Origin of the sequence: Brachyspira hampsonii 30446 (genome assembly GCF_000316195.1) — a bacterium.
In the GTDB taxonomy this organism is placed as follows: Bacteria; Spirochaetota; Brachyspiria; order Brachyspirales; family Brachyspiraceae; genus Brachyspira; species Brachyspira hampsonii_C.
Genome location: NZ_JH994111.1, coordinates 315,332 through 340,403, shown reverse-complemented (window position 1 = coordinate 340,403; position 25,072 = coordinate 315,332). Strand labels below are relative to the sequence as shown.

General features: G+C 27.1%; 24 protein-coding genes and 1 other RNA gene. 16 read left to right on the top strand and 9 right to left on the bottom strand.

The window, feature by feature from the left end; all coding sequences use genetic code 11:
• The first annotated feature begins 23 nt into the window (after positions 1 to 23).
• Positions 24 to 701, top strand: a complete 678-nt coding sequence (locus tag A966_RS06385; protein WP_008723752.1) for a phosphatase PAP2 family protein — start codon at positions 24 to 26, stop codon at positions 699 to 701.
• Here A966_RS06385 and A966_RS06380 read toward each other — a convergent pair.
• Entirely contained in the window at positions 692 to 1,327 is a 636-nt protein-coding gene (locus A966_RS06380; RefSeq protein WP_008723750.1) for a class I SAM-dependent methyltransferase, read from the bottom strand. The two genes, A966_RS06385 and A966_RS06380, sit on opposite strands and share 10 nt — an antisense overlap.
• A gap of 87 nt (positions 1,328 to 1,414) precedes the next feature.
• Between A966_RS06380 and A966_RS06375 the strand changes: the two genes are divergently transcribed.
• From A966_RS06375 to A966_RS06365, 4 genes are all read left to right on the top strand, one after another.
• A complete protein-coding gene (locus A966_RS06375; RefSeq protein WP_008723748.1) occupies positions 1,415 to 1,693 on the top strand; it encodes an acylphosphatase in 279 nt (92 codons plus the stop codon).
• Between the two features lie 30 nt (positions 1,694 to 1,723).
• The gene (locus A966_RS06370; protein WP_008723746.1) at positions 1,724 to 3,538 is read left to right on the top strand and encodes a LysM peptidoglycan-binding domain-containing protein; all 1,815 of its coding nucleotides are present in this window, start codon (positions 1,724 to 1,726) and stop codon (positions 3,536 to 3,538) included.
• An 84-nt stretch (positions 3,539 to 3,622) separates the two neighbouring features.
• Positions 3,623 to 3,974, top strand: a transfer-messenger RNA (tmRNA) gene (gene ssrA, locus A966_RS13275).
• 22 nt (positions 3,975 to 3,996) lie between these two features.
• A complete protein-coding gene (locus A966_RS06365; protein WP_008723744.1) occupies positions 3,997 to 4,398 on the top strand; it encodes a hypothetical protein in 402 nt (133 codons plus the stop codon).
• A gap of 612 nt (positions 4,399 to 5,010) precedes the next feature.
• On the opposite strand, the gene A966_RS06360 is transcribed toward A966_RS06365, so the two are convergent.
• The 6 genes from A966_RS06360 to A966_RS06335 all read right to left on the bottom strand — a co-directional run bounded on the left by A966_RS06360 (position 5,011) and on the right by A966_RS06335 (position 10,401).
• Positions 5,011 to 6,597 (bottom strand): glycoside hydrolase family 57 protein, encoded by a 1,587-nt coding sequence (locus A966_RS06360; RefSeq protein WP_008723742.1) that lies wholly within the window; start codon positions 6,595 to 6,597, stop codon positions 5,011 to 5,013.
• Positions 6,598 to 6,731: 134 nt separating this feature from the next.
• Complete coding sequence (locus tag A966_RS06355; RefSeq protein WP_008723740.1) at positions 6,732 to 7,118, bottom strand: Fur family transcriptional regulator; 387 nt, start codon at positions 7,116 to 7,118, stop codon at positions 6,732 to 6,734.
• A 115-nt stretch (positions 7,119 to 7,233) separates the two neighbouring features.
• On the bottom strand, positions 7,234 to 7,785 hold the full coding sequence (locus A966_RS06350) for a hypothetical protein (protein WP_008723737.1): 552 nt from the start codon (positions 7,783 to 7,785) through the stop codon (positions 7,234 to 7,236).
• 60 nt (positions 7,786 to 7,845) lie between these two features.
• Complete coding sequence (locus tag A966_RS06345) at positions 7,846 to 8,520, bottom strand: late competence development ComFB family protein (RefSeq protein WP_008723734.1); 675 nt, start codon at positions 8,518 to 8,520, stop codon at positions 7,846 to 7,848.
• 394 nt (positions 8,521 to 8,914) lie between these two features.
• On the bottom strand, positions 8,915 to 9,931 hold the full coding sequence (holA, locus tag A966_RS06340) for a DNA polymerase III subunit delta (RefSeq protein WP_008723732.1): 1,017 nt from the start codon (positions 9,929 to 9,931) through the stop codon (positions 8,915 to 8,917).
• 47 nt (positions 9,932 to 9,978) lie between these two features.
• The gene (locus A966_RS06335) at positions 9,979 to 10,401 is read right to left on the bottom strand and encodes an HIRAN domain-containing protein (protein ID WP_008723730.1); all 423 of its coding nucleotides are present in this window, start codon (positions 10,399 to 10,401) and stop codon (positions 9,979 to 9,981) included.
• Between the two features lie 455 nt (positions 10,402 to 10,856).
• Here A966_RS06335 and A966_RS06330 point away from each other — a divergent pair, with 455 nt between their 5' ends.
• The 11 genes from A966_RS06330 to A966_RS06280 all read left to right on the top strand — a co-directional run bounded on the left by A966_RS06330 (position 10,857) and on the right by A966_RS06280 (position 21,462).
• Positions 10,857 to 11,399: a hypothetical protein gene (locus A966_RS06330; RefSeq protein WP_008723728.1), complete on the top strand. Its 543-nt coding sequence runs from the start codon at positions 10,857 to 10,859 to the stop codon at positions 11,397 to 11,399.
• A 20-nt stretch (positions 11,400 to 11,419) separates the two neighbouring features.
• Positions 11,420 to 12,349, top strand: coding sequence for a hypothetical protein (locus A966_RS06325; RefSeq protein WP_008723726.1), 930 nt, complete (start codon positions 11,420 to 11,422; stop codon positions 12,347 to 12,349).
• Positions 12,350 to 12,364: 15 nt separating this feature from the next.
• The gene (locus A966_RS06320; protein WP_008723723.1) at positions 12,365 to 13,075 is read left to right on the top strand and encodes a hypothetical protein; all 711 of its coding nucleotides are present in this window, start codon (positions 12,365 to 12,367) and stop codon (positions 13,073 to 13,075) included.
• A gap of 19 nt (positions 13,076 to 13,094) precedes the next feature.
• On the top strand, positions 13,095 to 13,760 hold the full coding sequence (locus A966_RS06315) for an outer membrane protein (RefSeq protein WP_008723721.1): 666 nt from the start codon (positions 13,095 to 13,097) through the stop codon (positions 13,758 to 13,760).
• Positions 13,761 to 13,771: 11 nt separating this feature from the next.
• Complete coding sequence (locus A966_RS06310) at positions 13,772 to 14,410, top strand: invasin (RefSeq protein WP_008723717.1); 639 nt, start codon at positions 13,772 to 13,774, stop codon at positions 14,408 to 14,410.
• Between the two features lie 27 nt (positions 14,411 to 14,437).
• The gene (locus A966_RS06305) at positions 14,438 to 15,355 is read left to right on the top strand and encodes a leucine-rich repeat domain-containing protein (RefSeq protein WP_008723715.1); all 918 of its coding nucleotides are present in this window, start codon (positions 14,438 to 14,440) and stop codon (positions 15,353 to 15,355) included.
• A gap of 107 nt (positions 15,356 to 15,462) precedes the next feature.
• On the top strand, positions 15,463 to 16,452 hold the full coding sequence (locus A966_RS06300; RefSeq protein WP_008723713.1) for a leucine-rich repeat domain-containing protein: 990 nt from the start codon (positions 15,463 to 15,465) through the stop codon (positions 16,450 to 16,452).
• Between the two features lie 339 nt (positions 16,453 to 16,791).
• Positions 16,792 to 17,793 carry a leucine-rich repeat domain-containing protein gene (locus tag A966_RS06295; RefSeq protein ID WP_008723711.1) on the top strand — a complete coding sequence of 334 codons (1,002 nt, stop codon included), beginning with the start codon at positions 16,792 to 16,794 and terminating at the stop codon, positions 17,791 to 17,793.
• A 28-nt stretch (positions 17,794 to 17,821) separates the two neighbouring features.
• Complete coding sequence (locus A966_RS06290) at positions 17,822 to 18,517, top strand: leucine-rich repeat protein (protein WP_008723709.1); 696 nt, start codon at positions 17,822 to 17,824, stop codon at positions 18,515 to 18,517.
• 114 nt (positions 18,518 to 18,631) lie between these two features.
• Complete coding sequence (locus A966_RS06285; RefSeq protein ID WP_008723707.1) at positions 18,632 to 20,323, top strand: phospho-sugar mutase; 1,692 nt, start codon at positions 18,632 to 18,634, stop codon at positions 20,321 to 20,323.
• Between the two features lie 464 nt (positions 20,324 to 20,787).
• Positions 20,788 to 21,462, top strand: a complete 675-nt coding sequence (locus A966_RS06280; RefSeq protein ID WP_008723705.1) for a hypothetical protein — start codon at positions 20,788 to 20,790, stop codon at positions 21,460 to 21,462.
• A gap of 432 nt (positions 21,463 to 21,894) precedes the next feature.
• On the opposite strand, the gene A966_RS06275 is transcribed toward A966_RS06280, so the two are convergent.
• Complete coding sequence (locus A966_RS06275) at positions 21,895 to 22,785, bottom strand: Abi family protein (RefSeq protein WP_008723703.1); 891 nt, start codon at positions 22,783 to 22,785, stop codon at positions 21,895 to 21,897.
• Between the two features lie 195 nt (positions 22,786 to 22,980).
• On the bottom strand, positions 22,981 to 25,071 hold the full coding sequence (recG, locus tag A966_RS06270) for an ATP-dependent DNA helicase RecG (protein ID WP_008723700.1): 2,091 nt from the start codon (positions 25,069 to 25,071) through the stop codon (positions 22,981 to 22,983).
• Between the last annotated feature and the right edge of the window lies 1 nt (position 25,072).

Sequence of the window (25,072 nt, the reverse complement as noted above, 5' to 3'; positions counted from 1 at the left end):
ATCATTAAATCGGACTTCTTTTTATGGAAAACAAACAAAATAATATTAATGATGATAGCCCCAAAAATCATAAAAAAATCAGAAAAAAAATTAAAAAGATTCTCAAAAAGAGAAGAAAGCAGAAAAGGCTCAGCTATATAAACAATCTTCCATTGATAAGATTTATGTCCAATATAGACAGTAAATTATTCTTAACAATATTTAAAGATAATAGAAAAGGTCCTGTAAAAACATTTATGAAATTTATGAGCAGAATGGGAGACGGATATATATGGATGATAATTTATTTGATATTTTATATGTTTAGAATAGATTATGCTCCTTTATACTTCTCAAGAGCAGTAACAGGAATATTTATCTGCATATTTTTATTTTTATATATAAAAAGTTTCTTCAGCAGAACGCGTCCTTATCAAAAGCATAAAAAAATACCATTTATGTATCCGCCTGATAAACATTCATTTCCATCGGGTCATACAATGGTAGCTTTTTCGGTATCATTTTCTATGGGAAGCTATAGTTTATATTCTGCTTTGCTGTTTTACCCTATAGCATCTCTTATAGCTTTCAGCCGTGTATATGTAGGACTTCATTATCCTTTTGATGTAATATTCGGTATAATTTTCGGTACTATAATAGGATTTTTGGCTAATGTATTATTTTTTTATATAACAGGACTTCCTATAATAGGTCATTTATAATTCTTTTTATTGGATGTCATACTTTTAAGAGTATCTCTATTCTCTTTTTTTAATCTTTTTTTTAACTTATTTGAGTCAAGCATATTTCTCTTTTCGGATATAAAAATATAATATCCATTTTTCTCTTTCACCTTTACACCGCCGAAAACAGATGAGAGTTTATTTCTATACCAATCAAGCCTTTTAGTTACCATAATAAATTTACCATTCAATGCTAGTTTGTAAAAACCTGATTCTATAAAATGTTTTGCCACAGAAAAGTCCGTATGATAAGGCGGATTAGAAAGTATCATAGAAAAATCTTTATCAATTATGTTTTTTAATCCGTCGCTTTGAACAATACTGATATTTGAAACATTATTTAAAACAGCATTATTCTTTGATGCTTCTACGGCTTCAGAATCTATATCGCACATAACTGCTTTATTATCACCTATTATCTTTGCTGCTAATATTCCAACAACTCCGTATCCGCATCCTAAATCTAAAATTTTATTTTCATTTTCAAAATTTACCTCATCAATCATAGATAATGTTCCTATATCTATATTTTTAGGCGAAAATAACTTGTCATTTGAAATAAATTTTAAATCAATATTTTTTATAGTAATTTCTATATTATACATTTTAAATATTTTATAACCCTTTGTATAAATTGTCAATTTTTATTTATTCATATAAATTCGATAAAATATATTTCCGATAATCTATATATGTTTAAAGTAGATATTATATTAAAAGGAAGAGTTCAAGGCGTAGGTTTCAGGTACTATGCCAAACAGGTAGCTGATGAAATGAAAGTCAGCGGAAAAGTATGGAATAATTATGACGGTTCTGTAGAAGTCATTGGATATTTACAGACTAAAAATGATATTGATGAGTTTGTAGAAAAAATCAAGATAGGACCTCAGATGTCTAGTGTTAAAGAGGTAACTGTTACAGTTATGCCTTCTGATCCGCCTATGGATGATGTTTTTGAAATAGCAAATTAAAACCTCAGAATTGAACTGAAAACAATAACTATGAAAAATATTTTTAAATATGCTTCTATTATAGGATGCACTTTCGCTTCTCTAAATTTTGCTGCTGATTATACAGATTATAAAGTAAAAAATGGAGATACTTTATTTGGAATAGCATTCGCCCATGACATGAGTGCAAATGAATTTTTAAAAATAAATAATATTAAAGATCCTGATAAATATAAACTTAAAGTTGGAGAAATTTTAAAAGTTAAAGAAAAAGGCTATACCCTTGTATATGATTCTGATAATAAAGTTTTCGGCTTGAAAGGAGAAGAAGGAAACTCATATAAAGATTATAAAGTAAAAAATGGAGATACTCTATTTGGTATAGCATTTGCACATGGAATGACTGCTAATGAATTTCTAGCTATAAATAATATTAAAGATGCCAATAAATATAATCTTAGAGTGGGAGAAACTCTTAAAGTAGCAAACAATCAAAAAGAAAGTAATGCTTCAAATAATAATAATATCAATAATAATAATAATACAGAAAGTTATGATACTTATAAAGTGAAAAGCGGAGACACTTTATATGGAATAGCTTTCTCTCATGGAATGACAGCAAGCGAATTTTTAAAGATAAATAATATAGATGATCCTGATAAATATAAACTATATGTAGGTAAAACTATGTATGTGAAATCATCTAAAAAAGAAAATAATACAAATAATGAAAAAGATACAGAAAAAGAAATAGAATATTATACAGTTAAAAGCGGCGATACATTATATGGAATAGCATTCCAAAATGATATCAGCGTAAATGATTTTCTAAAAATTAATAATATAGATGATCCTTTAAAATATAAATTAAGAACAGGCGAAAAATTAAAAATATATGCAAGGGCTAATACATCTAATGCACAAAGCAAAACTATAAAAACATATAAAGTAAAAAACGGAGATACTCTTGGAGAAATAGCATTAAAAAATTCTATGTCTTTAAAAGATCTGCTTGAGTTAAATAATCTTAATAATAATTATGTACTAAAAATCGGAGATACTTTAAAAATATATGATAATATCAATATAAGCAGTTCTTCAAAACAATCTTCATATAGAACTTTAGAAAATTATAAAGTTAAAAATGGAGATACTTTAAGCGAAATAGCATTAGCAAGGGGAATGGATTTAGTAGAATTATATTCTATAAATAATATAAATGACAAATATATTTTGAAAGTCGGAGATACTCTTAAAGTATATGCTAATCCTAAAAAAACAACTGCTTTAGTAATATCAAATTATAAAGTACAAAGCGGAGATACTTTATATTCAATAGCTCAGAAACATAAAATGGATTTAAGAGATTTGATGCAGCTTAATAATATAAAAAATGCAAATGAATATAAATTATATGCAGGAGCAAATATAAAAATAAAAATGGCAAAAATGGTCCCATACTCTTTTAATGATGATAGTATATTGCCTGAAAGTTCTTTTATATGGCCTTATAAAGGAATAATAATTTCAGGATATGGAGTAGCTTCTGATAAGCTTGCAAACAGAGGTGTAAATATATTAGGAGATGTGGGAGATAAAGTTGTAGCTTCTGATGACGGAATAGTAGAATATGCTGACAATATAAGAGGATTCGGTACTGTTATCATACTTAAACATAAAAACGGATATAATACTTCTTATGCCCATCTTTCTAAAATAAATGTTAAACTTGGGGATATTGTGAAAAAAGGCGATTATATAGGAGATATAGGAAATACAGGTATGATAGACAGAAGTGAATTATATTTCAAAATTTCTTATCAGGGAAGATCTATAGATCCTGTAAAACTTCTTCCAAAAAGCTAATAAAATTTATAAAAAATATATGTTAAAAATGTATTGACAATTTTTGTATAAATGATATCATAAATACATATTTGATCTTTGAAAGGGGATGCTCCGGCTTCGACTGCGATGGTTGGAACATATTTTGCATAGTCGTGCTAGGTGTATGCACGTTAATATCATACTGAACAATAAGTGCAGACGAATACGCACTTGCAGCTTAATTGAAGCTGCCGCTGATTAAGTAGTTTGTCTATGGGTTACTTTTTCGGTGCCAAAACACATAGAACTTGTATTGGGTGCCGTATGAGCCTGATATTAAGTATATTCATGCTAGTCTTGTAGTTTTTCTGCTTATCTTCTACCTATAAGGCGAAATCTTAAAGATAAGATATGCTATGTAGACGAATGTGGTACGCTTCGTAGGACGCGGGTTCGAGTCCCGCCATCTCCAATTTTTTTATAATAATATTACAATCATGAAAATAGATTTTAATCTTATTAAAGATATTTTTGAGTTTATATATAATAGTTCTTCTTATCAAATAATCGGAAGCAGTTTATCAAAACAATTCGATGTATACAATGAAAATAAAATATCAGAAAACGAGTTAAATGAATCAAATGAAAAACTAGAAAATGATTATCAAAATAAAAGAAATAATTTTATAAATCATATACAGCTTTTATATGATAATAAATGCTTAGGAATACCTTATTACCCAGTAAGTATTGAAGATTTATCAGATGCCTATATAAGAATAATGCCCAATGGTTATGAGTTGCTATACATACTAAACAATTATAACCTTGAAGAAGAAATAAATAAAAATATACCAATATCAATCATAATTAAAAAATATAGAAGTAAATTATTGTAGTTTATAGCTGAATAATTTTTATTTGTTATTTTTATAATGCTAAAAAATTATTTAATCTTTATAAATAAACTTGTTTCAAAACTAATATTGTCAAGTAACTTTTAAATAATTCTATTAGACTTGTTTCAAAACTAAATTTATTAACATTTATAGTTTTTTAATTTAATATTTTTTGATTATAGTTGGGGCTTTGCTGCGAAGCACACAGTCGTGCACCGCTCTGCGTGCTTACGCAAAACCCCACTTCTTTTGTGACGCCTGTCCGCCTCGCTGTGCGTGCCTTTGGCAGGTGTGGCACATACGAAGTACGCCTCGCCGTGCGTGCCGACGAAGTCCACCTTTGGTGTCGGCAGGCGAGAAGCATACGAAGTACGCCTCACTGTGTGTGCCTACGGCAGGCGAAAGACTGCATATTTATATATTAAAATAACAAATTATACAATATATAAAACATGTGATTTATTTAATAATTAATATTATATAATTTAGCATAAAATAAGAAACTCATAAAATTATTTGTCAAGTAGTTTTGAAACAAGTCTATTATATAGCTAAAAAAGAGTATGCATATTATAAATATACATACTCTTTTATTATTCTAATCAAATTATTTTAATTGTATATTCTGAAATCCATCTCTGGGAATATATCATCACGCCACTCTATTTTTCTTAGCCATTCTTCATTTAAATCTCTGTTTTTAATAGCATAATAGAGGTCTGTGAATCTCTTTATATATAATTTTGTCATATTAACAGCATATTCAACCATAGTGCCTGTATGCATAATGAAAGCCCAATCGCTGCTTTGAGCAAGCAACAACTCTCTTGCTGCCTGATTCAATGCTCTTTCATAAAGACCTGTTTCATTATAATAATCATGTGCTAATTCTATCATTCTCTCAGCAGCTTTATGTAAATGTCTGTATATCCAGCCATTAGTACCATTAAGCCAAACTTCTCCGTATCCGTTAGCTCCCCAGCTTGACATTGAAGGCATTGATATTTGATTTACAGGGTGTCTTTCTAAATATTCTTTAGGAGTAATGGTTTCTATAGTATTTTGATCATAATGTATCTTTCTCATTAAAAACTCTATGAACATAGGACCTTCATACCACCAATGCCCAAAAAGTTCAGCATCATAAGGAGATACAACTATAGGAGGTCTGTCCATAACAGAATCTAAATACTCAATTTGTTTTTCTCTGTTGAACATAAAGTTTCCGGCATGCTCTCCAGCTGCCTCCATAGCCCACTCTGGATTATAAGGCTCTTTTGGACAGTCTTTTCCTGTAATTCTATAGTATTTTATTCCTGTATTTTTTCTAAGTCCGTTGCTCTGTATAAAATCTTTAATATACTCGAAAGGCAAATCATAACCTATATCTCTATAAAATTCTCTGTATCTGAAATCTCCCGGATAACCTACTTCGGCACTCCACACGCTTCTTGAACTCTCTATATCTCTTCCGAAAGCTGCTACCCTACTCTCTCTTGAACAGTATAAAGGAGCATAAACTCCGTATTTAGGTACTTTATCAGCATACATTATACCATGTGTATCAACAAAGAAATATTTAATGCCATTATTGGCAAGATGCTTTTCAAGTCCGGGAAAGAAACCGCATTCGCCTAACCATATTCCTGTAGGCTTTCTGCCTAAATGTTTTTCATGGGTTTTTACAGCCATTTTTAATTGGGCTTCTATCGCTTTAGGATATTCCTGCATAAATGGGAAAAATCCATGTGTTGCACCGCAGGTAATTATCTCTAAATTCCCTCTCTCTAAAAAGTATCTGAAACCATTCAATAAATTTTTATTATATTTATAAACAAAAATATCTCTTATCTTTTTAAACTTATTTTTATAAAACTCAGCAGTATGATGAAAACTAGGATCTAATGAAGTTCTTTCACATTCCAATTCTGATAATTTTATCAACTTCTCTATATAATTAACATATCTATTTTGAAGCAATTCATTAGCAAGCATATTCATAAGAGGAGGAGTTACGCTCATAGTTATCTTGAAGTTAACGCCGTCATTAACCATTCTGTCATAAGCATCTAGTAGAGGTATATAAGTTTCTGTGATAGCTTCATATAGCCATTCTTCCTCCAAAAAATTTTCATGTTCAGGGTGTCTCACATAAGGTAAGTGAGCATGCAGCACTAAAGCTAAATAGCCTTTTGACATAATTATTCCTTAAATTTAAAATGTTATATAAATAGTATATAAAATATAAATATTAAAATCAAGACTTTCAATATACTTAATCATCAAAAAATAAAAATCATAATAAATTTATGCTATGAACATTCACAAATTAATTAACAATCTTTACAATTTTTGCAAGTACCTGTAAATACAATATCATGTTTAAATACATCTACATCATATTCTTTGGAAACTAATTCATCTAGTTTTTTCTGATATTCCATAGGTATATCCATCAATTTCTTACATTTACCACACTGAAAATGATAATGATCGTTAGTTATATGATCAAAGCGAACAGCATCATCTATTATAGATAATTTTTGAATCTCTTTAGTTTCTGACAGCAAATTTAGATTTCTATACACTGTACCCAAACTTATAGATGGAAAGTTTGGTTTTATATAATTATAAACTTCTTCTGAAGTTGGGTGATTTTTTAGCTCTCTTACAGCATTTAAAATCACCTGCTTTTGTATTGTATTTCTTGTATTATTCATAACCTAATTTCCTTACTAAAGCAATTAATAATTAATCTTATTTAGTAATATTATATCAAGTAAATTATTTGTCAAGAAAAAAATAATTTTTTATACAAATAATACAGAAAAAATATCATAATTCCAATAAATTAACATAATCTATGGATAAATTACTAGAATTTGATATATAACTCTTCGTTATGACTATTTTATAATTATCAGTTTTATGAGTATAGATTTCAGCTAAAATATTACCCTCTTCATCATCTAAAGAATACTTTTCTAATTGTATATTATTGGAATACAAACTATTCAATATATTCTCAAATAAAGTATCAACATTATAGCTGCTATTAATAGTTATCTGCATTATATAATTACCGCCGGTAAATACAACTAATTGAGCATCATCTTCTCTAATCTTTATATCTTTTTTTAGTATATTATTTACTGCAAAGGAAACATCTATATCAAACATTTCAGCTAAACTTTCAAATGAATCTTTAAATGATAAAGAAGCTAATGACTTAATTTCATTATTACTATATGTTATCAAATTATAATAAGTAAAAGGATTTTTTATGTCTGCAGCTTCATACGAATTAATATTCTTATGAATTATGTTTGCTATAACTATAAAAATAACCAAAAAACATGCAAATACTATAAATCTAATTACTTTCATCAACTTCTCTTCAAATCTCTAAACAAACAGCATATATTTGACAGTGGTAAATAATTATAGTTACTTAGCTATATTATGATTTTCTATAAGCAGTATATCATTAACCTCTTCTATACAAAATAGAGGCATATCTCCTGCATTGTAGTATGAAGGTTTCAACTTGTAAGTTAATACATTTTCATATTGCATAAACTTTTCTGATTCTATAACAATATTAAGCTTAACTTCAACCTCAGCGTTAGAATCAACTTTTTTCGGCATAAAGCAGAACATAAATTTACCTGGAACATTGCTTGATACTATAGCAGGATTGGGAAAATTAACCCCATAACCTTGAAGTATTTTGCCTTCAGAAAATATATAAACTAAAGCATTTTCTATTTTACCAAAATTATTAGAAGCTGTAATATTGCCCATTATACTAGGATAAGTTAAATAATATCCGCTCTCATCAATAGAAGGAACCGACTCAAGTAATGTATTTTCCTTTCTTCTAGTAACTATTTCACAAGCATCTGCTATAATACTCAATATTTCTGTATTGCTTTGTATAGTATCTTTATTATAACTATGAAGAACTCCTCTGGCACTTGTAACATACTGAGGCTGAACTCTATTCAAAGTATAAGCTATTATATCCATACGCATATTAGTATTAACGGGGATATTTTTTTCTTTTAAGTATGAGTCTGCTAGTTTTGAAACTTTTTGTTCCATAAGATTTACTAAATACATAAAAACCGCCCTCCAAATATATATAATATTATACAAAATAAAAGATTATTTGTCAAAGAAAATTCTATTAATATAAAATAAATTTGTAATTAAAATCTATTTATTTATATAATCTTTATATTAAAGATATTTGCTTATTTAAAAAATTAAAAAATATAGTTATGCTATTATAAACTTCATAAAATAATAAAAATAATCAAATATATATATATTTTTTTAAATCTTTATTAATTAACAACTATATAAATTATCATAAACTAGAACAGAATTTTTTTCAAATATAATAAATAGCCATTTAAATTTTTTATAAAAGAATTATAACTATATGATTTTAAAATTAATTAATAAAGTTTATAATTAAATTTTTATTCTAAAAATAAAATACATTATAAAATTATTTCGTTATTGTAAACAAGAATAATTCAAAATGAGCCTTAAAAATATTAACAGGTGTTGTAACACTTAAAGTATTTAAATATGAGATTTTGGATATTATTTTTACTATCTCCTCCAATGAAAACAGTTTTAATGAAGTTTTTTTCTTTTTTAATATAAACTCAGGAATCTTAGTTAATTTACTTATCTCACCTAGTGTAGTTTGAGGCGGAAATATCTTCATATAATATACAGCCAAAAAATTATTCATCATTAAAGTTAAAGAATTTGAAGCATCTTGATCCAATCTATGCATTATACTAAAGCATTTTTTTCTATCTCTTTCAAATACAGCATCTAAAAAATCAAATATATTCCTATTTTTTGATATATAAGTAAAATCCGCTATATCTTCAACATTTAAATATTCTTTATCATTATAGCTGCATATTTTCCCAAGCTCTGAGTAAAGAGAATCATAATCCAAATTTATATTATTAATAAGATATTCTATAGCTTCAGAAGATATTTTTTTACCTTGTTTAATAATATAAGCATTTATTAATCCTCTGAAATCTCTTTCATCAGGAAGAGGAAAATCTATAAAATATATATTATTAGAATCTTTCTTTTTAGAAAAATATTTATATATAGGATCTTCATCTAATGAACTTTCTGTTTCAAGTATAACTACAGAAGTTTTTGAAGGATTTGAGCAATAATCTAAAAAATCTTCCTGAAAATTATTATATTTATAAATTACAATGAGTCTTAATTTAGAGCCAAATGGAGGAGTATCTGCTACCTCTAATGGAGTAAAACCTACAGCATCATTTTTATCATAAAATACACTGTAATTCATTTCGCTGTCTCCTTCATCTGGAAACATACTTGAATGCATAGCTGCTATGAATGCTTTTTTAAAAAGTCTTTCTTTACCTGTAAGTATATAAACACGATGTTTGAATGGTTCTTTTATATAATTATCTTTAATTTTTTGAAATTCTATCTCTGTCTTTACTGAAACTTTATTCATAATGAATATATGATATCATATATTTTTTTTATAATCAATATAATATCTCATACAGCTTTCTTCTTATTTTTATCTATATCTATAAATACTCTTATTTCTATTTTACACTCATCTATAGCATCTAATTTTACATTCTTTATTCTGGCATATACTTTATTTCTTTTGTCCTCTAGTTTATATGATATTAAAGGAGAGATAATACTTGGAACATATCCTAGTCTAAAATCAAAACTTCTGTCATAAATAGCTATAGCAAATCTATCATAAGGATTAGTTATATCACGAAGCAAATTTATAGGCTCATTTTTAAGTAATAAATCTATAACATCTTTTCCATTATTGTATTTATATCCTGCAACAAAAAAATCTATATAATATCTTTTTGTTTTGTAATTCCTATTTATAATAACCCTTTTAAAACTCTCTTCATGATTAATTAAACAAGTTATATGTTCTGTATTTTTTTCCATAAGACAAGAAATTTACCCTAATTCTTTAATGCGTATTAAAGAATTTTACTTCAATTCAAATTTTCTGTCAAGCATTTATAATACAATTCATAAAAATATTTATAATGCATATTCATATTATACTATAAAATTATTCCAAAACCAAATTTGGTTAATACTTATAGTTTTTCAATTTGAATATTTTTCTAATTATAATTTCAGCTTTATAAAATACTGCATATTTATATATCGGAATAGCTAATTATACAACATAAAAAACATTGTATTCATAATTTTTAAATTAAATAATTTTATACTTAATTTTGTTAAGTATTTTTAAAACGATTCTGATACATAAATATTAAATTTTAATGTATATATATCCGAGTTTAATGGATGTATTTTTATTTTAGTTGTTTTTATTGATAAAAATTATATAATTAGAATATAATTTTTATTTTCCAAAGGAATATACAATGAAATTTAATAAATATATATCCATAATTTTTATTTTGTTAGCCATATTTTCATGCAGAAAAACAGAACTTACAATAACAGAACCCGGACCTGATTTCTTCTTGGGAAAAATGCAAAATGGTAATTGGCCTGGAGTTACAGTAGATGGAAATAAATTAACAATTAGTTCAGGAGAAAACAAGGGAGAGTATACATTTGAAGAACCTATATTGGGAGTAGGCGGAGTGTATAATGACGGAAACGGAGGATATCTTGTAACAGTACCTGCAGGAGATAGTTTAGGTACAATTAGCATGGATAAAGAAGCAAAAGAAGCTGTTGATGAAATAATTAATATAGTAGGATCTGAAAATGCATTAGGTGCTATTAATGGAATAATGCAAAGTAAAGATCCAAACAATGTAGATGTAAATACTGTTATAGGTAATAGTAATGTTAGTGAAGAAGATAAAAAAAGAATAGAAGATATACTTAGCGGCTTGAGCGGAGGAAGCCATTTTGGAAATCCTGAAGTAATAAAACCTGACAGCAGTAAATCATAAAATAAAAAAGGCTTAAAATTATGAAAAAAATCCTTATGGCTATTATAGTATTTAATATATCATTTATTAATCTATATGCTAATGGTATACCTTTGTCTACGCAATCGGATACAAATACTTATAGCTGGATTAAGGGCAGACAAATGATAAGTGTAAATCTTAATCCGGGATATGCAGGATTATTTCCGCCTATGATTAATACTCTGTTTGATAATTTTGAGACATTCAGCGGATTAATTGGATTTGATTTAGGAGAAAATCAAAAATTTATTGATGCTATAGATATAAAAGGCAGTTTTTGGTATGTACCTACAGTATCATATACATTATTGGTTCATCCAAGAGTAGGAATAGAAGTTGGTGTAGGTGCTCAATCTATGTCATTTAATTTAAATATACCAAAAGATAAAGCTAGCGGATTAATTGATTCTGTGGTTTCTGCGGGAGATTTCGGAAATATAGGAGGATTAATATCCTCTGATACAGTATTAAAAGCATCATTAATATTTATTCCTGTAACTTTTGGTATAACATTTTATGGGGGAAAAAACAGACAAGTTATCAACACTTTTAGATTCGGTGTAGAAACATTGATATCTGATATAGAAACAGAAAATGGTATTACAGGATTAAAAACTAAAAGGCATACTATTGATACAGGAATGTACATTTCCTATGAGCTTGGCTGGAGTATAGAATTATTTCCTACTAAAGAATGGCCTGTAAAACCTTATATAGATATATCATTATTTGAAATAGGATATTATGTACGCTCAGGACTTTCTGGGATATATGAAGATACTAGAGAAGGAATAAATTTCTTCGGAGGAGGATTAATAGATTTAAGTGCCAGCATACCTGCTTGGAGTTCTTTTCCTTCTTGGATAAATTATGTTTCGGCAATAAGATTTTCTATATTCCCTAGAATAGGTTTCAGTTTAAGGTTTTAGTGAGGTATAAATAGCATGAGAAAGAATATATTAATAATTTTATTTTTATTTATACTTGCTGATATCACATTTGCTGATGATGTTACAAATATTGCATTTGAAAAATACCAAAATAATAGCAGTAATGAAAACGGTATAAATTCGCATAGAAACTCTATAGGCGTTAATTTTGGAACTACAATTTTTTATATGCTTCTTGCCCCATCTCTTGTAAATCTGCTACTACCATCAAATGACAGTGAAAATCTGAGACTTCAAGGTACTTTCGGATTAGATCTTACATATACTTTCAGAGCATCAGAAAAAATAGACATTAATGTAGATACAGGCTTTTATGCTATGAAAACATATTATAATAATTCAACATCCGAATATAATGGAAATGTATACGGACTTGGGCTTTCTGTAGGCGGCAGATTTTATTTCAATAGTAAAGACCGTGCTTCAGGTTTTTTCTTAATGCCTAAAGTAGGAACAACATTATTTATCACTCAAGGAAAACAATTACAAAAATCAACATCAACATATACTAATAGAAATAGTAATATATGGGATTTTTATGTATCAGGAGAGATGGGATTTAGGATAGATATTTCAAGAGGCTTAGGTATTAATAGTGGAGTTCGTCCTTTCTTTGATATATCAATAATAGATATAGGATTTTCATATAAAAGTATAATAAGGATTGTTCCTCTGCCAAGATTTGCTATAGGCATATTGTTTTGATGTTTAAGGATAACATTTTATGAAGTTTTTAATAAGAAAATTTTTGATTATCTCTATATTTACAGCATGTTTTACTAATATGCTTATGTCTATGGATATAGGAGCTTATTTAGCACCTAAATTTTTATTTGAAATAGAGGATTCCGGAATAGAAAAAGAAAATAGCAGTAAGAATATACAAAATTTATATATTGGAGGCGGGCTTGCTATAGGTTATAATTTTAATGTACTTCATAAATATTCAACAGTAAGAGTTGAATTTGAGTATTTATACAGAAATCCATTACCGGAAAATGTGTATGTATCTCCTATCAACACTATGCAGGCTCATAGTTTTTTGGCAGCTGCTTATTATGATTTTTATTTTTTGTATATAGATTATAATAACCCTGATTCTGCAATAAGCACATTTCATAATGGAAAAAGACCTGTTATGTCCGTTTATGCTGGTTTTTTAATCGGAGGCGAATTGGATACTTATATTATAAATAACAATTTTGAATATAATGGACTTATTAAAACAAGCACTTATTTTAATGAATTTCAATTTGTTTATGGATTTGGCGGAGGTTTGGGATTTCATATAACTCCATTAGTCAGTGTGGATTTAGGGTATAGGATTATATTAAATACTAAAACACAGTCTAATCATGATATAGTAGCTTCGGTAAGGTTTAATTTTTAGGAGCAGATTAGATGAAAAGATATTATTTAATAGTATTTATGTTTTTATTAATATTAGGAAATACTCAAAAATTATTTTCATTCATTCCTGAAGGTTTATATATCACTCCTAAATTTATATTCTCGCATGATGGAAATTATATGTATGTAAAAGAAAATGGAGATAAAGGATATTTCAATTATTTAGGCGGCGGTTTTGCTTTGGGATACAGTATACCAACTATAAACAAGTCCTCCCCTGTAAGATTTGAATTTGAATATATGGCAAGAAAAGTAATAGGAATGACTAATGATATAGCTATGCATACTCTTTTAGGTTCAGTATATTTTGATATCAATTTTTTCCTCATAAAAGAAGAACTAACAGATGAAAGTTATAAACAAACATTATTAGAAAAATATCCTCCATTCACAATATATTTAGGAATTTCTATAGGAGGGAGAATAAATGATACTTTTAATTCAAAAATAAATAATATAGAATTAAGAAGTTCTTTAACTACTATGGTTTTTGGGTTCAGCGGAGGTTTTGCTTTCAATGTACTTCCATATATGTCTATAGACTTAGGGTACAGATATTTAATAGATACAAGAGCAGACGGATATCATGAGGCACTGCTTGGGGTGAGATTCAAAGTGCCTAAATTATAAATACATTATAATACAGGGGTTATTTTTATGAAAAACAACATTAAATATTTTTTAATCGCATTTTTACTATTTACTATTTCATGCAGTAATTATAAAGTTATTAATCCTTTTGGTTCTGATTCTAATACCGCTACTGATTCTACTACTACTACTGATATTAGCGAAGATAATTTTATATCAGGACCTGATGCAACCGATTTTGATATAGAATATAATATGAGAATGTATAAAGAAAAATTCGGCATATACAAGATAATTATATCAGGAGACATATCAAAAACTAGTACATTAACTTATGTAAAAACAATAATGAATAAAGACTACTACAAAACTGCTAATGCTGAAATAGAAGTAGATTTGACTAAAACAACTTTAACAGAAATAACAGCTGATACTTTTAAAGATAGTACAACTTTAAAAGCAATATATCTGCCTAGTGATGCTGCTTCTATAAAGGCATCTGCTTTCAGCGGATGTACTGCTCTTTCTACAGTTAGTTTTAATAGTAAGTTAACTACAATTGAAGCCAATGCTTTTGATGGCTGTACTGCTCTTTCTGCAGTTACTTTAAATAGTGAATTAACTACAATCGGAGATAATGCTTTTAACGGATGTACTGCTCTTTCTACAGTTACTTTAAATAATAAATTAACTACGATTGGGGCTAATGCCTTTAGCGGATGTACTGCATTGACCTCTATATCTTTTCCTGAATCATTAACCACTTTAGATGCGGACAGTTTTAACGGCTGTAGTAAACTTGCTAATTTGGAATATGCTGGAACAAAAACAGGTACTATAGCTGCTGTAACATTAAATGGAGTAGATCAACTAAAGAATTTATATCTTCCAAATGTTGCATCAGACCCTGGAGATAATAGTTGGGATAATTTCTTGGGCATTACTTGGACACAAATAAATTACGGAAGCAGTATACCAAAATAATAAAAAATGTTATATTTATAATAGTAATATGTGGGTATAAATAATATTAATAAAATAAAAAATATTGATTTGTTATTTTATTAATTATTATTTAAGGAGTCTAAAAAATGTTTATAAGAATTATTTTACTATTATCAATATTTATATCATCATTATTCATTTCATGCAGTAACTATAAGGCAACATCACCTTATAACAGTAATAGTAATAATAATATTAATAACAATGATAATACTATTAATATTAATGATGATTTATATGCAGTAGGACCTGATGCCACTGATTTTGATATAGAATATAATATGAGAGAATATTATAAAGAATTTAATAAATATAAAATAATAGTAAAAGGTGATATAAATAGCTCAAAAACATTAGAATATATAAAACAAATTATAAATAAAGAGTACTACAAAGAGCAAAAAATAGAAGTTGATTTAAGCAGAACTACACTTGCTAGTATACCTCAAGAAGCATTTATGAGTTCAGCCACATTAAGTGCCGTAGTTTTTCCGGATACATTAGAAGAAATAGCAATATCAGCATTTCAGGGATGTACTTCATTAACTAATGTAACTCTTCCTTCTAATTTATCAGTATTAAGACATCATTCATTTGCAGGATGCAGTGAACTTCAGACAGTAATTTTTAATGATAATCTTAAAACTATAGCAAATAAAGCATTTTATAATTGTAAGAAATTAAACAATGTAGTACTTCCTCCAAATATCACATCATTAGAAACATCAACATTTGATAATTGTATTTCACTTACTTCAATTAAACTAAATGACAAATTAGAAAAAATAGGTGCTAATGTATTTCAAAACTGCAGCAGTCTTGTAAATATATCATTACCTTCTAGTTTAACATCTATTGATGCTTCATCATTTGCATCATGCACTAATTTAAAAAATGTAGAATATTTAGGAGATACTCCTACTATAACAGATACTCCATTTACTAGTTCCGCAGTACCTACTGATTTATATCTTCCTAATGTGCCTGAAGCACCTAGCAGTAATAGTTGGGATAACTTTTTAGGTATTACTTGGGGGGCTGATAAAATTCATTATGGGCAAAGTATGTCTGAATAATAATGAAATAATATCGCAGCGGTATTTATATATTATTAAACAAGTATAAAAATCAGATTCGGCTATTTTATACATATACAAACATATATAACTATAATTTGTAAATATAGTTTTTTTAATATCTGAAAGTACACAAATTATATATATGCATTTGTAGGTATGCTATGTAAAAAACAATAAAAAATTTACGAACTTAAAAATTTGTATATTTTGTTTTATCTATACTTAAATATTATCAAAATTATTATATTCATAAATCAATTTTTTTTATTTTTGTTATTGATTTTTTTTACATATGAAATAAAATGCATGGAAATTATAAGGATAAATATTTTAAGAATGTTTAAAATAAAACTCTTTTTTATATATATTTTATTTTTAATCTCATGCAGTAATTATAAGGCTACATCTCCTCTTAATATAGATTATAATAATAATCAAAATATATCCTCATCAATTCCAGAAAATATAGATGAATATTATATTATTAAATCTGATACTCAGGAAACAGAAATAGAAAATAAAATGCAGGAATATTTTGATAAATACGGATATTATGCAATATTTTTGCAAGACACAGGAGATAATATAGATAAAAACAGCACAATAGAAACAATAAATAAAATAATAGAAAAAACAGAATACAGCAAATATGGTGTTGCACTTGATATAAGCAGAACTACAGTTACAGAAATAAAAGACAATGCTTTCAAAGATAATAACAATATAGCTGCAATAAAATTACCTGAAACTATAAAAACAATAGGAGAAAGTGCATTTGAGAATTGTTCTACGCTTAGTGAAATTAATTTTCCTTCATCAATAGAAACAATAAAAACATCATCTTTTAATAAATGTATAAAATTAACAAAAGCCGATTTAAGCAAAACAAAAATAACTGCAATAGCAAATAAAGTATTTTATAACTGTATAAGCCTTACTTCTGTTGTATTGCCTGATACTTTGACAATAATAAATATTGAATCATTTGCTTACTGCTATTCTCTTTATGACATTAACTTTACATCTAAATTAACATACATACTACCATCAGCTTTTATTAGCTGTAAATCATTAACAAAAATAAGTTTGCCTAGTAGTTTGAAATATATATACGGATATTCATTTGGAGACTGCTCTTCTTTAAGTGATGTAGAGTATCTTGGTGATAATGTTAATAATATACAAATAAAAAATGGAAATGTATTTGACGGATATGTTGAAAATTCTAAGCCTAAAGATTTATATCTGCCTAATGCATCAAGCGATTCTAGTTGGGAAAGTTTTTTTAACTATACTTGGGAAAAGGATAAAATATTTTATGGTAAAAATATGCCCTAATAATAAAAAATAACTTTGGAGAAATAAATTGAAAATATTAGTTATAATACTGCTTTCTTTTATAATATATTCATGTAATTATAAACTCATTTCTCCATACGATGACAGCAATAATAATCAAGCATATAATACTACTAATAATAATCAAGTAAATAATAATCAAGTGAATGAAAAAATATATATAATAGGAAATGAATCCACAGAAGAAGAAATAAAAAATGCTTTAGAAAATAATAAAAAAGAAACAGGACAAAATCTTATAACTGTTAGAGGATATATAGATAGTTCCTCTGATATTTTTGATAAAATAAAAAATGTTACACAAAATGAAAAAGATATTATATTAGATTTATCAGCCGCTTCTTTTGAGACATCATATAATTTTACACTTGAAGGAGCTTCCGCATTAAAAACAGTAATAATGGCTACAGCTGAACAAATAACTGCAAACTTTTTTAAAGACTGCAAAGCTTTAGTTAATATTCAAATATCAAGCAGTACAATAAAAATAAATGATACTAGCTTTGAAAACTGTACTTCTCTTAAAAATGTTGAATATTTAGGAACTTCCCCAACTGCTCTTACAACTTCAGCTTTTGCTTCTATTAAACCTACAGACTTATATCTTCCAAATGTTAAAACTGATTCTCAAGATGGAAGATGGGATAATTTTATGGGAGTAGCTTGGACTGCAATACATTATGCTGCTTCTATGCCGCAATAATATAATTAAATATTTTACTTGATTATATACTTTTTGTATACTATAATTTATATATACATTATTAAATTTTTTATTAAATTTATTTAAAATAATTATTAAATAGAGGTGTGTATAATGGAACAAGAAGTAAAAGCAAGAATAGATTCATGGCTTAACGGTCCTTATGATGAAGAAACAAAAAAAGAAATTAAAGCATTATTAGATGCAGGTAATGAAAAAGAATTAACAGATGCATTTTACAGAGATTTGGAGTTTGGTACAGGCGGACTTAGAGGTATAATGGGAGTTGGTACTAACAGAATGAATAAATACACTGTTGGAGTTGCCACTCAAGGTTTAGCTAATTATATATTAAAACAAGGCGGAAGTGATTATAAAGTTGCTATAGGATATGATTCAAGAAATAATTCTGATGTATTTTCAAAAGCTGCTGCTGAGATACTTTCTTCAAACGGAATAAAAGTTTATTTATATGATGATATTCACCCTATTTCACTTCTTTCTTATGCTGTTAGAAGTTTAGGCTGTATTGCAGGAATAGTTGTTACTGCTAGTCATAACCCTAAGGAATATAATGGATATAAAGTTTATTGGACTGACGGAGCTCAGGTTATACCGCCTCATGACAAAAATATCATAGATGAAGTATTAAAAGTTAAGCCTGAAGAAGTAAAAATGGGCGACTCTTCAAAAATTACTATAATAGGAAAAGATATTGAAGATAAATACATGAATGATTTGATGGTATATTTAGTTAATCCAGACATCATTAAAAAACATCATGATATAAAAATAGTTTATACCCCAATTCATGGTTCTGGATACAAAATGGTTCCTATGGCTTTAAGAAAGGCTGGTTTTACAAATTTAACAACATTAGAAGGTGCTCAGCCTCCAGACGGAAATTTTCCTACTGTAGAATCTCCTAACCCAGAAAATCCTGAAGCATTGCAGATAGCCGTTAATAAAGCTAAAGAGATAGGTGCAGAACTTGTTATGGGTACCGACCCAGACTGCGACAGAATGGGATGTGCTTTGCTTACTAAAGATGGAAGCTATATGTATCTTACAGGTAATCAGATAGGATCCATAATGGCATACTATCTCATCACAAACAAAAAAAATATTAAAAATCCGTACATAGTAAAAACAATAGTAACAACTGAACTAGCTAGGGCTATTGCTGATGCTAATAATGTTAAGATTTACGATGTACTTACAGGTTTTAAATGGATTGCTGATGTTATAGAAAGAGATAAAGAAGGTACATATTTATTCGGATTTGAAGAGAGTTTCGGATACTGTATTAATTCAAATGTACGCGATAAAGACGGTGTTAGTTCTTGTTTGATGCTTGCTGAAGTGCTTGCTTACTGTAAAGATAACAACATCACTTTAGCTGATTATTTAGAAAGCATCTATGAAAAATATGGATACTTCTATGAAGAGACTATATCAATTACAAAAAAAGGTGCTGACGGAGCTAAGGCTATATCTGATTTGATGACTTATTACAGAAACAATTTACCTAAAGAGATTTCAGGAGTGCAAGTAGAAACTATAAGCGACTATGAGAAAAAAGAAGTTTATGATAATACAGGTAAAAAAATAAAAGATATCACTCTTCCAAAATCTAATGTACTTCAATACATACTTGCTGATAAAACAAAAATTACTATAAGACCTTCTGGTACTGAGCCTAAGATAAAATTCTATTTTGAGGTTTGCGTAAAAGAAAGTAAAGATAAGAGACTTACTGTAGCCAAAGAAAAAGTAGCTAATTTCAAAAAGTTTATTAAAGAATAATTTTTTATTATTGCTAGCTATAAACTTTATAATTTGCATTAGTAATAATAAAATAAAAGAAGTCCTATTTTTTAATGGGGCTTCTTTTTTATACGACATTTTTTGTCATAGTGAGAAAGTATAATATAGATAATAGACCTGTTGCAATTTTGTATTTTTATACAGTTATGATTAAAAATATATAATATAAGTTTTATTTATAGTAGTTTTATATATTATTTTTTGTTTTAAATGTAATATAATTTTATCCAAATAAGATATAAAAATGCAGTCTTTTTGCTTCTTTGTGCCACACCGAAGGCGGACAGCGTCACAAAAGAAGTGGGGTTTGGCACGACTGTGTACTTCGTAGGCAAAGCCCCAATTATTAAAACTATAAATATTATTTTTAAATTTATTATATAATAATATCACTATATGTACGTACAAAATTGCAACAGATCTAATAATATTAAGGAGATTATATGAAAAAAATTATTATAGTATTAATTTTTTTACTAACATTAATAATAAGCTGTTCAGGTAATTATGTAAGTGTAAGCAATGAAGAAACAGGTACAGATATATCTGTGGGAAAAATTACTGCTTCAGAAATGACTATATACACAAATAATTTTTCAAAAAGTAAAATGCCTAAAATCATTATTTACTTAAATCAAAAATTAGAAATTGATAAAACTCAATTAGTAAGTGTATCAAATAATCAAAATTTAAATTTTAATATTTCAGATTTTACATTAGAAAAGAATGAAACTTTTTATGAAAAAGGAGTTAAAATAAACTTAAGATCAAACTCTTTTTATAAAATAACAAATATGCATACTAATGCTTTTAATTTATATTTTAAATTAAAAACTACATTCACAAATAAAAATATAGAAAACAAAGAAATATTATACGATGTCAATGTGCAAGCTAAAATGACAAAAACTTCTCTATTATTAACCATAATAAAATGGATATTTATAGTAATATTAGGAATTTTATTTTTTCCATTTATATTGCTTGCTTCTATGTTTATATATCCAATAAGAACCAGCAGCGGATTTTTTCTTGCTCTTATATTACCTTTTATTTATTATCCTATTTTATTTTTTATTATAAAATTAGTTATTAATTTTTTTGATGAACATAGATAGAGATTATAATAGTGTAATAATTATTTACTTTAAATATAAAAGCCTCATTATTTAATGGGGTTTTTATATTTTTAACTTTATTCTAACTCCCCGCCCATTATAATTTAAAATTTTTATTTGTTATTATTGTATTATTTTTCTTTATTTACTTTTACTGCTATTATAACGCCCGCCCTAGTTTTATTTAAACTCATAATCTTCATAACGCACGCAGAGTAAAATTAAAAATGTAAATTAATTTTAAATTCTAATTTTAATTATATATAAAATTCAGCTAACCGTGCGTGGAGAAAGATTTTTAAATTTAATATACGCTTGGGTGGGTGCCTTAATTTTTAAATAGGCTATAAAAATAATAAAAATTAAAATTTATAAATAAAACAATAAAATATAAAGGGTGGGTTATTTAAATAAAATTACATAATATAATAACTACTTTTTTAAATAATCTTTCCATTTTTCTGGAAATCCTATGTGAACAAAATCTATATCATTTTTATATTCATCAATAAGATTAATAAAATTGTGTAATATTTCATCATTCCACTTTTCTTTAAAAGGATATAATTCTTTAACTGATAATATAGCTCCCCATAACTTTCTCTCTGAATTATTATCTAAATTATTCATTTGTTTTGGAATAGATGGAAAAATTCTATAATAAAGTCTTCCATGATGAGCACAAATATTTCTTAAGTCCGTACAGCAACGAAGCCAACTTTCTAATTTATAAGCCGTAATGTTATACATATCCTTTGCTAATATTTTCTGATCCTCTAATTTCAAATTAGCAAAAAAAATTGATAACATACCAAAAGTAAATATTTTTGTTGCTGCCCATATTGGAAAATTAGAATTATATTTATCTATATAATGTTTAACGAATAATACTTTATTATTATTTACTTCTCTTTTAAAGTTTTCTATAAATTTTTTATGATACTCTATCTTTTTATTTATATCTTTTAAATCATCATTTTTATTATAAAAATTTGTTTCATCTAAATATCCTAATGCTCCATATTTATGAACATGATAATATGATATTTTAGCACGAATAAAAATATATATCTCTTCTAATGCATTAAATAATATAGTATGCAGTTTTCTATCAAACTCATAAATATTAAAAACTTTTTCAAATGAAGTACCATTAATATAACTTCCGTTACTTTGTTTGAAAGGTAAAAAATAAGCACTAAAATTATAATAATTTACTGATTCAAGTATAGATATACATTTTTTATCATCATTAATAATACAGCCTCTATCTTTTAATTTTTGAAGCTGTTCTTCATATTTATAAGGATGTTTTATATCCATAAAATGACCATAAATAAAAAATGTCCCCAAATGGTCCACATCATCAAGTGACGTGCATGGGGTACTGTTAATATAACTATATATTTATATGATGTTTTTGTCAATATTAAATTAAAATATTTTATTATTTATTATAAAATATTTTACTATAGTGTGATTTTTTATTTATATAAAAATATTAAAATATATAAAAAACTATTCATCTTTAACTATTCTTGATTTTAGATAATTAGCCTTTAATATAAATGCTTCATTTTCTTTATAAAAAATTTCTTTTGAGTTTTCATCTTTAAGTAAAGAACGCATTTCATCTTTAGCCTTACGCATTATCTCTTTATCTTTTATGATATTTCCAAGTTTAAAGTCTGGAATACCGCTTTGCTTATCTCCTAAAAACTCCCCAGCACCTCTTAATTCCAAATCTTTTTCTGATATTTTAAATCCGTCAGTAGTTTCGCATATTATATTAATTCTTTCTTTTATAATGTCATTAAGCTCACTGTGAAGTATAAGATAGCAGTAACCTAATTTGTCTCCTCTGCCTACCCTACCCCTAAGCTGATGAAGCTGCGATAAACCAAAACGCTCAGCTCCTTCAATTAATATAGTTGTGGCATTGGGATTATCAATACCTACTTCTATTACAGTAGTTGAAAATAATACTTTTATATCTCCATTTGCAAATCTGTTCATTATATATTCTTTTTCTTCATCTTTCATTTTGCCATGTATTATTTCTATTTGAGTGTCTGAGAAGTATGTTTCTTTAGCTCTCTGAAACTCGCTTGAAAGAGTAATAAAACTAGAATCATTATTTTCTATTAGAGGAAATACGACATATCCCTGTTCACCTTTTAATATTCTATTTTTTAAGAATTTATAACAATGATCCCTTTCATAAAGCTCTTTATATTTTGTAAGCACTCCTTTTCTTGAGCTTGGAAGAGTTTTTATAATAGACAAATCCAATTCTCCAAATAATGTTAATGCTAATGACTGAGGAATTGGAGTGGCTGTCATAAGAAGATAATCAACATTTTTTCCTTTTGATAATAATTTATTTCTTTGAGCGACCCCAAATCTCTGTTGTTCATCTACTATTGCATAAGAAAGATTTTTAAATACTACTTCATCATATATAATAGAATGCGTACCTACTAATATACTGCTTTTACCCTCCCTAAGCCTTTTCAATAAATACCCTCTTTCACTTTGGTTTACAGAAGATGTAAGTATATCTATTTTTATAATATCTTCTAGCCCAGCCGATTTAATAAGTTTCTTAAAAGTATTATAATGCTGCAATGCTAGTATTTCTGTAGGGGCTAAAAATGCTGTTTGAAATCCAGATTCTGCAGGTATCAATGAAGTTAAAAATGCCACTATAGTTTTACCAGCTCCAACATCTCCCTGAAGAAGTCTAAACATTTGCTTTTTTGAAAATAAATCATTTTTTATTTCTTCTATAGCATTTAATTGATCTTTAGTAAGTTCAAAAGGAATAGTAGTTTTTACTTTTTCAAGTAAATTTGAAGAATTGTATCTTTCATCTTTTATTAAAATATTAGGTCTTCTCTCACTTAGATGTATATATTGAAAGGTTAGAAACTCCTCAAAAATTAAGCTCTCCCTAGCCTCATCAAGAGCCTCAAATGATGTAGGAAAATGCATCTCCATAATAGATGGAACAAAACTTTTAAGCCTGTATTTTTTTTTAATGACACTAGGTATATCGTATTTCATATTCTTTTCAAATACTTCAAGCTCATCTACAATTAATGTTCTTAACTTTTTTTGAGAAAGTCCTTCTGTAAGAGGATATATTGGTACTATTTTTCCATAAGACAATGCATTTGAAGAAGGTTTTTCAAACTCAGTCATTCTGCATTGAAGTTTTCCTCTGCTTCCTCTAACAAATTTTCCTGTAAGATAAAGTTTAGCTCCTTTACTCACTCCTGCAGGAAGCCTTCCTCCGTAAATAGGAACTTCGCATATTGCAGTACCGTCAGTAACTATAACTAGAGGTTTACTCCTATATTGAAAAGTAAAACTAGAAATATCTATAACTTCTACATATACAACAGAAGTTTTTTCTTTATTTTCTAATGCTTCATGAAGTTTTAGAGTTTTTCTTCTGTCATCATAGGTTCTAGGAAAAAAAGCTATTAAATCATACAGAGTAATTATACCCTTTTTAGCTAGTATTTCTGCGTATTTTGGACCTACGCCTTTTGAATATTTTATACTCTTAGTAAATATATCTTTACTATAATCATTATTTAACAAA

Bases quoted from the DNA above. Each gene is read 5' to 3' on its own strand.
- A966_RS06385 (WP_008723752.1), top strand. From the start codon at position 24: ATGGAAAACAAACAAAATAATATTAATGATGATAGCCCCAAAAATCAT.
- A966_RS06380 (WP_008723750.1), bottom strand. From the start codon at position 1,327: ATGTATAATATAGAAATTACTATAAAAAATATTGATTTAAAATTTATT.
- A966_RS06375 (WP_008723748.1), top strand. From the start codon at position 1,415: ATGTTTAAAGTAGATATTATATTAAAAGGAAGAGTTCAAGGCGTAGGT.
- A966_RS06370 (WP_008723746.1), top strand. From the start codon at position 1,724: ATGAAAAATATTTTTAAATATGCTTCTATTATAGGATGCACTTTCGCT.
- A966_RS06365 (WP_008723744.1), top strand. From the start codon at position 3,997: ATGAAAATAGATTTTAATCTTATTAAAGATATTTTTGAGTTTATATAT.
- A966_RS06360 (WP_008723742.1), bottom strand. From the start codon at position 6,597: ATGTCAAAAGGCTATTTAGCTTTAGTGCTGCATGCTCACTTACCTTAT.
- A966_RS06355 (WP_008723740.1), bottom strand. From the start codon at position 7,118: ATGAATAATACAAGAAATACAATACAAAAGCAGGTGATTTTAAATGCT.
- A966_RS06350 (WP_008723737.1), bottom strand. From the start codon at position 7,785: ATGAAAGTAATTAGATTTATAGTATTTGCATGTTTTTTGGTTATTTTT.
- A966_RS06345 (WP_008723734.1), bottom strand. From the start codon at position 8,520: ATGTATTTAGTAAATCTTATGGAACAAAAAGTTTCAAAACTAGCAGAC.
- holA (WP_008723732.1), bottom strand. From the start codon at position 9,931: ATGAATAAAGTTTCAGTAAAGACAGAGATAGAATTTCAAAAAATTAAA.
- A966_RS06335 (WP_008723730.1), bottom strand. From the start codon at position 10,401: ATGGAAAAAAATACAGAACATATAACTTGTTTAATTAATCATGAAGAG.
- A966_RS06330 (WP_008723728.1), top strand. From the start codon at position 10,857: ATGAAATTTAATAAATATATATCCATAATTTTTATTTTGTTAGCCATA.
- A966_RS06325 (WP_008723726.1), top strand. From the start codon at position 11,420: ATGAAAAAAATCCTTATGGCTATTATAGTATTTAATATATCATTTATT.
- A966_RS06320 (WP_008723723.1), top strand. From the start codon at position 12,365: ATGAGAAAGAATATATTAATAATTTTATTTTTATTTATACTTGCTGAT.
- A966_RS06315 (WP_008723721.1), top strand. From the start codon at position 13,095: ATGAAGTTTTTAATAAGAAAATTTTTGATTATCTCTATATTTACAGCA.
- A966_RS06310 (WP_008723717.1), top strand. From the start codon at position 13,772: ATGAAAAGATATTATTTAATAGTATTTATGTTTTTATTAATATTAGGA.
- A966_RS06305 (WP_008723715.1), top strand. From the start codon at position 14,438: ATGAAAAACAACATTAAATATTTTTTAATCGCATTTTTACTATTTACT.
- A966_RS06300 (WP_008723713.1), top strand. From the start codon at position 15,463: ATGTTTATAAGAATTATTTTACTATTATCAATATTTATATCATCATTA.
- A966_RS06295 (WP_008723711.1), top strand. From the start codon at position 16,792: ATGTTTAAAATAAAACTCTTTTTTATATATATTTTATTTTTAATCTCA.
- A966_RS06285 (WP_008723707.1), top strand. From the start codon at position 18,632: ATGGAACAAGAAGTAAAAGCAAGAATAGATTCATGGCTTAACGGTCCT.
- A966_RS06280 (WP_008723705.1), top strand. From the start codon at position 20,788: ATGAAAAAAATTATTATAGTATTAATTTTTTTACTAACATTAATAATA.
- A966_RS06275 (WP_008723703.1), bottom strand. From the start codon at position 22,785: ATGGATATAAAACATCCTTATAAATATGAAGAACAGCTTCAAAAATTA.